Below are 12,783 nucleotides of genomic sequence, written 5' to 3'. Positions count from 1 at the left end.
GTTCCCATTCCGAACACGGCAGTTAAGCTCTTCAGCGCCGATGGTAGTTGGGGGTTTCCCCCTGTGAGAGTAGGACGCCGCCAAGCCATTTAAAAGATCAGCCATCCGGCTGGTCTTTTTTGATATTCTGATTAGTGAAGAAGTCTTAAAGGTAAGAAAAAATTGCAGGTTTTGCATTTATCTTTTAGGGTATTTATGTAAGATATTTTAACTTTAATGTTCAATGAGGTATGTAACTACATATAATTTGGAGAAAATGGATATTACAGAAAGAAAGTGCGTTTAAGTTGCAAAATGCATTTTTCCTTGTATAATAATAGTCAAATATAGTCAAAGTCAGATTGGAGGAGGCTGAGTGAGAAACATATCTGATGTTATCGAAACTTATTTGAAGCAAGTACTGGAAATAAGTCAAAAAGATATCTTAGAGATTAAAAGAAGTGAAATAGCAGATAAATTTCAGTGTGTTCCTTCTCAAATCAATTACGTAATCAATACCAGGTTTACAATCGAGAGAGGTTATGTTGTAGAGAGTAAGCGTGGAGGCGGTGGTTATATACGCATCATGAAAGTGGAATCGCAGGATTCCGTGCAACTTATTAACCAATTATTATCGCTTATTGGTTCTAGGGTAACCCAATCAATGGCTGAAGGAGTAATTTCCCGGCTGATGAATGAGGAAGTCATCAATGAAAGAGAAGCAAAGATTATGATGAGCGTCATAGATAGATCTGTGATTTATATCGACCTACCTGACCGCGATGAGCTTAGGTCAAGAATTTTAACTGCGATGCTTACGACTTTAAAATATAAATGAAACTGGCAGAGGTGATGAACGTTGATTTGCCAAGAATGTCATCAGAGGCCTGCTACCCTACACTTCACCAAAATCATCAATGGAAAAAAGACTGAAGTAATGATTTGTGAGAAATGTGCTCAGGAAAAAGGTGAGATGTTCATGGATGCAGGTGGACCTGTTTTTTCAATAAATAATTTATTAGCAGGATTGTTGAATATGGAGTCGAATATTCAACAGACAAAGGCAAATGCATTTCCGAAAACGGAAGAGGCGCGTTGCCCGCATTGTCATCGATCTTATAAAGAATTTGTCCATATTGGTAAGTTTGGCTGTGCCGAATGTTATAAAACATTCAATGATCAGTTAAACCCTATTTTAAAGAGGGTTCATAGCGGCAATACAGCACATATAGGGAAAATTCCAAAAAGGATTGGTGGCACCATATATCTTCGAAAGCAAATTCTGGACTTGAAAGAAGTTTTAAAGAAGCACATTAATGAAGAGGAGTTTGAGAAAGCGGCTGAGGTAAGAGATAAGGTCCGTTCCCTTGAAAAAAGGTATGAAGCACAAGAGGGAGGCGAGGAACTATGAGCTTGGAAAAGTTTGTAGAAAACGCCTTGAGTTCCTGGATGAGTGCCGAAGGGCCGGAGATGGATATTGTATTGAGTTCCAGGATTCGGTTAGCCAGGAATTTCAAAGACTTTACCTTCCCAACCTCCTTTTCTAACGAAGAAGCTAAAAAAATTATTGAATTGGTCAAAAAAAGAATTGAACAGGAAGTAACTCCGGAAATTGGAAAACTGGAACTTTTAGAGATTGACCAATTACAGCCACTGGAAAAGCGCGTTCTCGTTGAAAAACATTTAATCAGTCCTCATTTAGTTGAAGGTTCAGCGAAAAGCGCATGTCTTCTTTCGGAAAATGAAGAAATAAGTATCATGATAAACGAAGAGGATCATCTCCGTATTCAGTGTTTAATGTCGGGGTTGCAGCTAAAGGAAACCTTAAAGATTGCAAATGTTCTTGACGATTGGATTGAAGAATCCATAGACTATGCATATGATGAAGAAAGAGGATACCTAACTAGTTGTCCAACTAATGTGGGGACAGGATTAAGGGCCTCAGTCATGATGCATCTGCCCGGTCTGGTCCTTACACAGCAGATAAATAATATCATACCGGCTATCAATCAATTGGGGTTGGTGGTTCGAGGGATTTATGGAGAGGGCAGTCAAGCGTTGGGGAATATCTTTCAAATCTCTAATCAAATCACTCTTGGAAAGTCGGAGAGGGATATCGTTGAAGATCTAACGAGTGTAGTGCAGCAAATCATAGCTCAGGAACGCTCAGCGAGGGATGCATTAGTTAGGACTTCCCACATACAATTAGAAGATAGGGTTTTCCGTTCATATGGGATATTGTCCAATGCCCGAATCATTGAGACCAAGGAAGCAGCTACCTGTATCTCAGATGTTAGGCTAGGTATAGATCTTGGGTATATAAAAAATATTTCTAAAAGCATTCTTAATGAGTTGATGATTTTGACACAGTCGGGATTTTTACAAAAGTACGCAGGTGGCCCTTTAAGATCCCATGAAAGGGATATCCGCAGAGCAGCACTCATACGAGAACGCTTGAATTTAACGGAATCTACCTCCTCATAGAGGTCATTAACCTCTGAGTGAGTACCAATATTCATGTAATAGATTTGGGGCAAGAAGAAGCTTCTGCCATTACTTAGAGAATTGTCAGCAATTTTATTCAAAACGAAAATTCTTAAGGAGGAATTCCCTATGATGTTTGGTCGTTTTACTGAAAGAGCCCAGAAAGTATTAGCATTAGCCCAAGAAGAGGCAATCCGTTTAGGTCATAATAATATTGGCACGGAACATATTTTACTGGGCCTTGTCCGAGAAGGTGATGGCATTGCAGCCAAAGCGTTATATGCACTTGGATTGGGTCCGGATAAGATACAGAAAGAAGTGGAAAATTTAATTGGCCGTGGACAGGATACGGCTCAAACGATACATTATACCCCAAGAGCCAAGAAAGTCATTGAGCTTTCCATGGATGAGGCAAGAAAATTAGGTCACTCATATGTTGGAACAGAACATGTACTTCTAGGTTTGATACGAGAAGGGGAAGGTGTAGCTGCCCGCGTGTTGAATAATCTGGGAGTTAGCTTAAATAAAGCTCGACAGCAGGTATTACAACTTTTGGGAAGCAATGAATCAGGTGGTCATCAAGGTTCAGCTGCCTCAAATGCAAGCACACCGACTTTGGATGGCCTTGCCCGTGATTTAACCGCCATTGCCCGGGAAGGAAGCTTGGATCCCGTTATCGGAAGAAGTAAGGAAATACAGCGTGTCATTGAAGTTTTAAGCCGCCGTACAAAAAATAACCCAGTATTGATCGGTGAACCTGGGGTAGGTAAAACAGCCATTGCTGAAGGTCTTGCCCAACAGATCATCAATAATGAGGTACCTGAAATTTTACGTGATAAACGCGTAATGACACTTGATATGGGTACTGTTGTGGCTGGTACAAAATACCGTGGTGAATTTGAGGACCGATTGAAGAAAGTAATGGATGAAATTCGTCAAGCGGGTAATATCATCTTATTCATCGATGAATTGCACACATTGATTGGTGCAGGCGGTGCAGAAGGTGCCATCGATGCTTCGAATATCCTTAAACCATCATTGGCCCGTGGTGAATTACAATGTATCGGTGCTACTACTTTGGATGAGTACCGAAAGTATATTGAAAAAGATGCTGCGCTTGAACGTCGTTTCCAGCCAATCCAGGTCGATGAACCAACTATGCAAGAGTCCATTCAAATTCTAAAGGGTTTGCGTGACCGTTATGAAGCCCATCACCGTGTATCGATTACGGATGAAGCGATTGATGCCGCAGTCAAATTATCCGACCGTTATATTTCCGATCGCTTTTTACCGGATAAAGCGATTGACTTGATTGATGAAGCTGGATCCAAGGTTCGGTTGCGCTCATACACTACGCCTCCAAACTTAAAGGAACTTGAAGTGAAGCTAGATGATGTCCGTAAGGAAAAGGATGCTTCCGTTCAAAGCCAGGAATTTGAAAAAGCTGCATCGCTTCGCGATACAGAACAACGCTTAAGAGAACAATTGGAAGAAACGAAAAAGACTTGGAAAGAAAAACAAGGGCAAGAGAACAGTGAAGTGACTGTGGATGACATTGCACACGTCGTATCCAGCTGGACTGGAGTTCCAGTCACAAAACTGGCGCAAACAGAGTCAGATAAACTGCTTAATATGGAATCAATCCTCCACGATCGCGTAATCGGGCAGGAAGAGGCCGTCATTGCGGTTTCTAAAGCAGTACGGCGTGCAAGAGCAGGTTTGAAAGATCCTAAACGTCCAATTGGTTCATTCATCTTTCTGGGACCTACAGGGGTGGGTAAAACCGAGCTAGCCCGAGCTTTAGCTGAATCCATTTTTGGTGATGAAGATGCAATGATCCGCATTGATATGTCCGAATATATGGAGAAACATTCAACTTCACGTCTTGTTGGATCACCTCCAGGATATGTTGGATATGAAGAAGGCGGGCAGTTAACGGAAAAGGTGCGGAGGAAACCATATTCCGTCGTTCTGCTTGATGAAATAGAAAAGGCACATCCCGATGTCTTCAATATTCTTCTGCAAGTATTGGAAGACGGAAGACTGACGGATTCCAAGGGGCGTACTGTAGATTTCAGGAATACCATTCTGATTATGACATCGAATGTAGGGGCGTCTGCCTTAAAAACTGATAAGTATGTCGGCTTTAACATCCAGGATACTGGCCAGGACTACAAGAATATGAAAGGGAAAGTGATGGAAGAACTCAAACGTGCATTCCGTCCGGAATTCCTGAATCGTATTGACGAAACTATCGTTTTCCACTCATTAGAGAAGGACCATTTGAAACAAATCGTTACATTGATGTCGAATCAACTTACTACCCGTTTGAAAGAACAGGAAATTTACTTGGAGCTGACAGATGCGGCTAGAGAAAAAATTGCTACGGAAGGTTTTGATCCTGAATATGGGGCACGACCAATCCGCAGGGCACTTCAGAAGCATGTAGAAGATTATCTCTCCGAAGAGTTGCTTAAAGGTAATGTGAAAAAAGGGCAAACGGTCGTGATGGATGTTGTGAATAATGAGTTTGCAATCCGACAAGGCGAGCCTGTCAATATAAGTGAATAACCTGATTCTAAACTTCGAGGTACACGCAGATTTTTTTGCAGTGTACCTCTGTTTTTTATCCGTAGGTAGAAATGAGTATAAGTCGGACAAGGTAGAGTTAGAGTGGTTATTTTTTTAAAAAAACTTAGCCTTAAGAAGGTTTAAATAAAACAGAGGTATAATATCCTTAATATAGGTATTTTTTTCAAAGGAAGAGGAGTAATTTATGGCTGTAAAAAAGAAAACCAAATTTATGTGTCAGTCTTGTGGATATGAGTCAGCGAAATGGATGGGGAAATGCCCAGGATGCGGTGAATGGAACAAAATGGTCGAGGAAACTGAAATCGTTAAACCTGCTAGAAAAGGTGCATTTACCAATTCAGAGGTCAGAGGTTCCGGAGAGCGGGAGAAGGCAGCACCCATAACTACTATTCAATCAGAAAAAGAACCCCGGATTAAGACGGATTTAATGGAATTGAATCGTGCTCTTGGGGGCGGGATCGTACAGGGATCCCTTGTTTTGATTGGGGGGGATCCGGGTATCGGTAAATCGACCCTACTTTTGCAGGTATCTTCCCAATTGGCGCATAAACAGAAAAAAGTGCTTTATATATCAGGCGAAGAATCAGTCAAGCAGACCAAGTTGAGAGCGGATCGGCTTGGGACCATGTCAGAAAATCTACTGGTTTATGCTGAAACCGATATGGACTATATCCAACAGGCGATTACAGAGGTGAAACCGGATTTGGTCATTATTGACTCCATTCAAACGGTGTACCATTCGGAGGTTACATCTGCTCCGGGAAGCGTTTCACAAGTGAGGGAGTGCACAGCCTCACTCATGCGTATTGCTAAAACGAATGGGATTGCGATCTTTATCGTCGGGCATGTTACAAAGGAAGGTGCCATTGCAGGGCCTCGGCTGCTTGAGCATATGGTAGACACCGTTTTATATTTCGAGGGAGAAAGACACCATACATATCGAATTATACGTGCGGTCAAGAACCGCTTTGGTTCGACGAATGAGATGGGTATTTTTGAAATGAAAGAACATGGCTTGGAAGAGGTTGCGAATCCATCGGAAATTTTCCTTGAAGAACGGTCGCAAGGAGCGTCTGGTTCTACAGTCGTTGCATCCATGGAAGGAACAAGGCCAGTGCTTGTCGAAATTCAAGCATTGATTTCACCTACGAGTTTTGGCAATCCAAGGCGGATGGCCACAGGGATTGACCACAATCGGGTTTCGCTCTTAATGGCTGTTCTGGAAAAGAGGGTGGGCCTGTTGCTCCAAAATCAAGATGCGTATTTAAAGGTTGCTGGTGGTGTCAAGCTGGATGAACCGGCAATTGATCTCGCTGTCGCAATCAGCATTGCCTCGAGCTTCCGTGATAAACCAACAAAACCTGCCGATTGCATCATTGGTGAAGTGGGGCTGACAGGGGAGGTAAGAAGGGTGTCACGAATTGAGCAAAGGGTGCAGGAAGCAGCAAAACTAGGGTTTGAGCGGGTTATAATACCGGCGAATAATATAGGGGGATGGACTGCGCCAAAAGGTATTAAGATCGTTGGTGTTTCATCGGTTTCAGAGGCTCTTCAACAAGTGTTAGGGGGTTAAGTATGACAGATAAAAAAGGGTATGAGAAAACAAAACTGGAGATTCTGCAAATTGTAGCTCCGGGTACCCCGCTTCGGGAGGGTATTGAAAATGTCCTGAGGGCAAATACGGGTGGTTTGATAGTGGTCGGATATAACGAGAAGGTTCGAACGATTGTAGATGGAGGCTTCGAAATTAACTGTAACTGTACCCCAAGTACATTGTATGAGCTGGCGAAGATGGACGGGGCCATCATTTTAAATGAAAAGGCCGATACGATCATTTTCGCAAATGCCCAATTAGTTCCCGATAATAGTACACCTTCCACAGAAACGGGAATGCGGCATCGGACAGCGGAACGTGTAGCAAGGGAGACCAAATCGTTGGTCATTGCAATCTCACAACGTCGGAATGTCATAACTTTATATCAAGGCAATTTCCGGTATGCCCTCAAAGATATAGGAGTCATACTCGCCAAGGCTAATTTAGCTATTCAAACCTTGGAAAAATACAAGGTGGTTCTACAGCAGAGCATATCGGTATTAGGAGCACTGGAGTTTGAGGAAATCGTGACCTATGCCGACCTTTTGCAGGTATTTCACCGTTATGTAATGGTACTCAGAATCAAGGCGGAGCTATTAACGTATCTTAATGAGCTTGGCACGGAAGGAAGATTGATCCGTCTGCAGATGAATGAGATCCTGGCGGATATTGAAACGGAAGGGAAGTGGCTTATCAAGGATTATACCTCCAGCAATGATGAAAAACCTGAGGAAATCATTTCTCGGCTTCAAGAGTTGGCGATGCAGGAAAAACTGGACGAAAGCATACTTCTAAAGGTGCTGGGCTATCACGGATACATACATCTTGATGAGTCAGTACACCCCCGTGGTTACCGTATTCTTCATAAAATCCCACGCTTGCCGGGTTTGATCATCGAAAATTTAGTGAAACAGTTCGGAAGCTTTAGCGAAGTCAATAAAGCAACGGTTGAAAACCTTGACGATGTAGAGGGTATTGGCGAAGTCCGTGCCAATAAAATTAAAGAGGGGCTCCGTATTTTAAAAAATCAACTGGTTACAAATAGAAGGATGTAATGTGCAGCTTGCCATCAAAATTTTCCTGAATTAGCTTGAAATGAATAGTGTTTATTTTTGACACTCAAAACTCAGGGTGCTAGGCTAATATTACGAAATAGAGAAGGAGTCATATTTGTAAATCCACTAATTCCTTAGGTGAATTTCACGTATATAATGAAAACGAATTTTCGAAGGTTTCATTTTATTTTATTGGTCAATAATGAATAGAGGGAGGTGAAAGGGATGTTAAAACGCATTATACAAGCATGCTTCTTAATAGTCGGCGGAACACTTGGAATGTTACTTATTCCAGAATTATTAATTGTTTTACATGCAGATGATATTGCTTTAATAAACAATCCTTATGTAAGTGTACTGTTGGGTGCCATTATCTTTTATCTTATTACTTTTTGGGCAGTAGATCATGTGATCTATTTTATGAAGTGGCTGGAGGAACAGCTTGTTAAGATACCAATTACGGACATAATCTTTGGCAGCGTCGGTCTTTTAGTGGGGCTGCTTGCGGCGTTCCTGGTTGGCTCCGCCTTCAGTGCCATCAAGGTGGTTCCGATCATCCTTACGCTTTTATTTGGTTATCTTGGTTTCCAGGTGGGCTTTAAAAAACGGGATGAACTATTGAATCTATTCACGAAAAATAATAAGAAAAAGAATTCCGAGGGTGAAGCAGGCGAAGAGGATGAAGAGGGTTATAGCAAGCGGCTGAAGATTCTCGATACAAGCGTCATCATTGACGGCAGAATTGCGGATATCTGTCAGACAGGATTTCTAGAGGGGACCATAGTCATCCCTCAATTCGTATTAAACGAACTACAGCACATTGCTGATTCATCTGATGCCTTGAAAAGGAATCGTGGAAGACGTGGTTTGGATATCCTTAATCGGATTCAAAAAGACCTTCCGATTAAGGTGGAGATGTACGAGGGAGATTTTGAAGATATTCAGGAAGTGGACAGTAAACTGGTGAAGCTTGCCAAAATATCGGGCGGAATGGTCGTTACCAATGATTTCAATTTAAATAAAGTATGTGAGTTTCAAAATGTGGCGGTCCTTAATATTAATGACCTGGCCAATGCCGTTAAACCTGTTGTACTTCCTGGGGAAGAGATGAATGTACAGGTCATTAAGGACGGGAAAGAGCAGAACCAGGGCATCGCTTATTTAGACGATGGTACAATGATCGTTGTCGAGGGTGGCCGTGACCATATTGGAAAACGCATCGATGTACTTGTCACAAGTGTACTGCAAACCTCTGCAGGTCGTATGATATTCGCTAAACCGAAACTATTAGAAAAAGCATTATAAAGAAGAGTAGGAGAAACCGTCATGTTTTATGAAGTAGTGATACCTGCAGCTGGACAAGGAAAAAGAATGAAGGCGGGCAAGAATAAACTTTTTATTGAACTATCGGGTATCCCGATTATTGTTTATACACTACGTGTCTTCGAAGAAGATCCTGACTGTCGGGGGATTATCCTTTCGATAAACCCGGCAGAAAAGGATTATTTCAGTCAATTGATATCAAAGTATGGGCTTAAAAAGGTCAAGAAACTCGTCATGGGCGGCAAGGAGCGCCAACAAAGCGTTTATAATGGTCTGCAACATGCAGGAGAAGAAATCATCCTGGTCCATGACGGAGCTCGCCCTTTTATCGATCTAGGGCAAATCAGTGAATTGACTACCGCCGCTTCCCTTCATGGAGGTGCCGTTATTGCAGTGCCAGTTAAGGATACGATTAAAAAAGCGGCAAACAAAAAGGTATTGGAAACGGTGGAACGATCAAGCTTGTGGGCGGTACAAACTCCACAGGCTTTTCGTGTATCCATATTAAAAAGGGCGTATGAAGAGGCAGAGGCTGAAGCATTTTTAGGGACGGACGATGCAAGTTTGCTAGAACGGATCAATGAACAGGTAGTTATTATTGAGGGCAATTATGATAATATTAAAATTACGACTCAGGAAGACCTTTATTTTGCAGAAGCGATTTTACATAAAAAACATGGAAAATGATGATTGGGGAGAATGATATGTTTCGAATTGGACAAGGATATGACGTTCATCAGCTTGTTGAGGGAAGACCTTTGATTATTGGAGGAATTACTATTCCGCATGAGAAAGGTTTGCTAGGTCATTCTGATGCGGATGTCCTTCTGCATACTGTTGCTGATGCTTGCTTGGGGGCAATTGGTGCAGGTGATATCGGAAAGCATTTTCCGGATACGGATCCTGAATTTAAAGATGCCGATTCGGCAAAACTGCTGCAGTATATTTGGGCGATTGTAAAAAAAGAAGGATATACCCTAGGCAATGCGGATTGTACAATCATTGCACAAAGCCCGAAAATGGCACCATATATTGAAGCGATGCGAGGCAGGATTGCAGAACTTTTAGATGCCTCGATAGATAGAATTAATGTAAAGGCGACCACTACTGAGAAACTTGGGTTTACAGGCAGAAGCGAAGGAATCGCGGCACAGGCTGTTGTCTTATTAGTTAAATCTAACTAAATTCATTTTTAGAGTGGATGCCTTTATCCCAATGTATATAAATGATAAAATAAACAATAGAAAAGAACGACTGGGAGGTCTATATATATCATGAGCAGCGATATTCGAGTTCGCTATGCACCGAGTCCTACTGGACATTTACATATAGGTAATGCACGGACGGCTTTATTTAATTATTTATACGCACGAAATAAAGGCGGGAAGTTCATCATCCGCATTGAAGATACCGACCAAAAGAGGAATATTGAAGGCGGCGAGGAAAGTCAGCTTAAATATTTGAAATGGCTTGGAATGGACTGGGATGAAGGTGTTGATGTTGGCGGTGAATACGGTCCATATCGTCAATCCGAACGGAACGACCTTTATCAGGAATTATATCAAGAACTTTTAGGTAAGGGTTTGGCTTATAAATGCTATTGTACGGAAGAAGAGCTTGAAGCAGAGCGAGAAGGACAGGTCGAACGGAACGAAACGCCAAAATATTCAGGGAAGTGCAAGCATTTAACTGAAGAAGAGCAAGCGAAACTGGTGGCTGAAGGAAGAAAACCAAGCATTCGCTTTGCCGTTCCAGCGGGGAAAGTCCTTACTTTCAAAGATATGGTTAAGGATGACGTTTCGTTTGAAACAGATGGTTTTGGTGATTTTGTTATCGTTAAAAAAGATGGAATCCCAACCTATAACTTTGCAGTGGCAGTCGATGATCACTTGATGAAGATTTCCCATGTCCTGCGTGGTGATGACCATATCTCCAATACTCCAAAACAATTGATGATTTATGAAGCATTTGGATGGGAACCGCCGGTATTCGGACATATGACGCTGATTGTAAACGAAAGCAGGAAGAAACTGAGTAAACGTGATGAGTCGATCATTCAATTCATTGAGCAATATGAAGAGCTTGGTTATGTACCTGAAGCTTTATTCAATTTCATTACGTTACTAGGATGGTCTCCGGTCGGGGAGGAAGAGATTTTCACGAAAGAAGAGTTCATTAATCTTTTCGATGCAGATCGATTGTCTAAATCACCTGCACTTTTCGATAAGCAAAAGCTTACATGGATGAATAACCAATACGTGAAGCAATTGGAAAGCGATCGTGCAGTGGAGTTGTCAATGCCTCACTTAATTAAAGCAGGGAAGGTTTCGGAGACACTAACTGCTGAAGAAGCGGAGTGGGTACACGGCCTAGTTTCCCTTTTTCAAGAGCAGATGAGCTATGGAGCGGAAATAGTTGAGCTATCTGAACTGTTTTTCAAGGATGAGGTCGAGTTCGAGCCAGAAGCTAAGGAAGTGTTGGCTGAAGAACAGGTACCTGAAGTCATGAAAGCTTTCCTTCAGGAAATCGAGGGGCTTGAAGAATTTAAAGCGGACGAAATCAAGAAGTCGATAAAAGCGGTACAAAAAAGCACAGGGCATAAAGGGAAAAAATTATTCATGCCGATAAGGGCTGCCGTCACGGGTCAAACACATGGCCCTGACTTGCCTAAGGCGATTTCATTACTGGGCAAAGAAAAAATTAAACAGCGAATTCAGAGTATTTTATATTAACAATTTGTCGAAAATGTAATATAGTATTTAATAATCTTACAAAAGAACGCGTAGATGGGGAGAAGTAAGCAAACGAAGCTTTTTAGAGAGAACCATAACCTGCTGAAAGTGGTTCAAGCCTCTCGTTTTCTGAAATGCACCCTTGAGTCCTTTGCTGAACTAACCTATAGTAGGCACAGGCGGAATGTCCTCCGTTACAGGGATTAAAGTTGGGGATGAAAAAAACAGGGGAAAGCTTTACCTGCTTCGTACATCCCAAACAGAGTGGAACCGCGCTAAAAGCGTCTCTGTCTATTTGGACAGAGACGCTTTTTTATATGCTTTAAAAGCTTCAAAGGGGATGTTGGAAAAGGGACATAGGGGGGAATCATTTTGTTAAAGATGTTTAAAGAGGATATCGAAGTGGTTTTTGATCAAGATCCTGCTGCACGCAGTTATTTCGAAGTCATTTTGACGTATGCGGGTTTACATGCTATTTGGAGCCATAGGATGGCTCACGCACTATTTAAGAAGAAGTTCTTTTTCCTGGCGAGAAGTATATCTCAAATCAGTCGGTTTTTTACCGGAATTGAAATCCATCCAGGGGCCACCATTGGCCGTCGTTTCTTCATTGACCACGGAATGGGGATCGTCATTGGCGAAACTTGTGAAATTGGTGACAATGTGTCTGTCTTTCAGGGTGTAACCCTAGGGGGGACGGGAAAGGAAAAGGGAAAACGTCATCCTACGATAAAGGATAATGTGTTGATTGCAACAGGAGCAAAAGTGCTGGGTTCCATTACTGTTGGTGAAAACTCCAAAATCGGTGCCGGATCAGTCGTTTTAAAGGAAGTGCCACCTAATTCAACAGTTGTGGGCATTCCAGGTAAAGTGGTCATTCAAGATGGTATCAAAATCAACAAAGACCTAAATCATTGTGATCTTCCTGATCCAATCAATGATCGCTTTAAGGAATTGGATAGCGAGATCAGGTCCTTAAGAGCGAAGCTGGCTGAACAGAAGCAGGAAGAAAGGAGTCTATAAT

Annotated in this window: 11 protein-coding genes, 1 rRNA gene and 1 other annotated feature; all 12 genes read left to right on the top strand. The window is 42.0% G+C overall.

Annotated features, from left to right (window positions below):
* Positions 1 to 86, top strand: a 5S ribosomal RNA gene (gene rrf / locus ACFX4L_RS14770); the annotation flags it as partial.
* A 269-nt stretch (positions 87 to 355) separates the two neighbouring features.
* Positions 356 to 817, top strand: a complete 462-nt coding sequence (locus ACFX4L_RS14765; RefSeq protein WP_061440355.1) for a CtsR family transcriptional regulator — start codon at positions 356 to 358, stop codon at positions 815 to 817.
* A 21-nt stretch (positions 818 to 838) separates the two neighbouring features.
* On the top strand, positions 839 to 1,390 hold the full coding sequence (gene mcsA, locus ACFX4L_RS14760; RefSeq protein ID WP_377384783.1) for a protein-arginine kinase activator protein McsA: 552 nt from the start codon (positions 839 to 841) through the stop codon (positions 1,388 to 1,390).
* On the top strand, positions 1,387 to 2,463 hold the full coding sequence (gene mcsB, locus ACFX4L_RS14755; RefSeq protein WP_061440357.1) for a protein-arginine kinase McsB: 1,077 nt from the start codon (positions 1,387 to 1,389) through the stop codon (positions 2,461 to 2,463). The genes mcsA and mcsB overlap by 4 nt, the downstream gene beginning before the upstream one ends.
* Positions 2,464 to 2,592: 129 nt before the next feature.
* Positions 2,593 to 5,034 (top strand): ATP-dependent protease ATP-binding subunit ClpC, encoded by a 2,442-nt coding sequence (gene clpC, locus ACFX4L_RS14750; RefSeq protein ID WP_061440358.1) that lies wholly within the window; start codon positions 2,593 to 2,595, stop codon positions 5,032 to 5,034.
* 205 nt (positions 5,035 to 5,239) lie between these two features.
* Positions 5,240 to 6,628: a DNA repair protein RadA gene (radA, locus tag ACFX4L_RS14745; RefSeq protein ID WP_377405521.1), complete on the top strand. Its 1,389-nt coding sequence runs from the start codon at positions 5,240 to 5,242 to the stop codon at positions 6,626 to 6,628.
* A 2-nt stretch (positions 6,629 to 6,630) separates the two neighbouring features.
* Positions 6,631 to 7,704, top strand: a complete 1,074-nt coding sequence (gene disA / locus ACFX4L_RS14740) for a DNA integrity scanning diadenylate cyclase DisA (RefSeq protein ID WP_061440362.1) — start codon at positions 6,631 to 6,633, stop codon at positions 7,702 to 7,704.
* A gap of 225 nt (positions 7,705 to 7,929) precedes the next feature.
* Positions 7,930 to 9,009 carry a PIN/TRAM domain-containing protein gene (locus ACFX4L_RS14735; RefSeq protein WP_061440363.1) on the top strand — a complete coding sequence of 360 codons (1,080 nt, stop codon included), beginning with the start codon at positions 7,930 to 7,932 and terminating at the stop codon, positions 9,007 to 9,009.
* Between the two features lie 21 nt (positions 9,010 to 9,030).
* Positions 9,031 to 9,714: a 2-C-methyl-D-erythritol 4-phosphate cytidylyltransferase gene (ispD, locus tag ACFX4L_RS14730; RefSeq protein ID WP_089364066.1), complete on the top strand. Its 684-nt coding sequence runs from the start codon at positions 9,031 to 9,033 to the stop codon at positions 9,712 to 9,714.
* Positions 9,715 to 9,731: 17 nt separating this feature from the next.
* Entirely contained in the window at positions 9,732 to 10,211 is a 480-nt protein-coding gene (gene ispF / locus ACFX4L_RS14725) for a 2-C-methyl-D-erythritol 2,4-cyclodiphosphate synthase (protein ID WP_061440365.1), read from the top strand.
* Positions 10,212 to 10,301: 90 nt separating this feature from the next.
* Complete coding sequence (gene gltX / locus ACFX4L_RS14720; RefSeq protein ID WP_377405519.1) at positions 10,302 to 11,759, top strand: glutamate--tRNA ligase; 1,458 nt, start codon at positions 10,302 to 10,304, stop codon at positions 11,757 to 11,759.
* Positions 11,760 to 11,801: 42 nt separating this feature from the next.
* Positions 11,802 to 12,051 (top strand) — a binding site (T-box leader).
* An 80-nt stretch (positions 12,052 to 12,131) separates the two neighbouring features.
* Positions 12,132 to 12,782, top strand: coding sequence for a serine O-acetyltransferase (gene cysE / locus ACFX4L_RS14715; RefSeq protein WP_061440368.1), 651 nt, complete (start codon positions 12,132 to 12,134; stop codon positions 12,780 to 12,782).
* Position 12,783 lies beyond the last annotated feature (1 nt).

This window comes from Peribacillus sp. YIM B13482, assembly GCF_042787975.1.
Classification (GTDB): Bacteria; Bacillota; Bacilli; order Bacillales; family DSM-1321; genus Peribacillus; species Peribacillus simplex_A.
The sequence above is the reverse complement of the archived record's forward strand: the minus strand, read 5'-3'. Positions and strand labels throughout refer to the sequence as shown.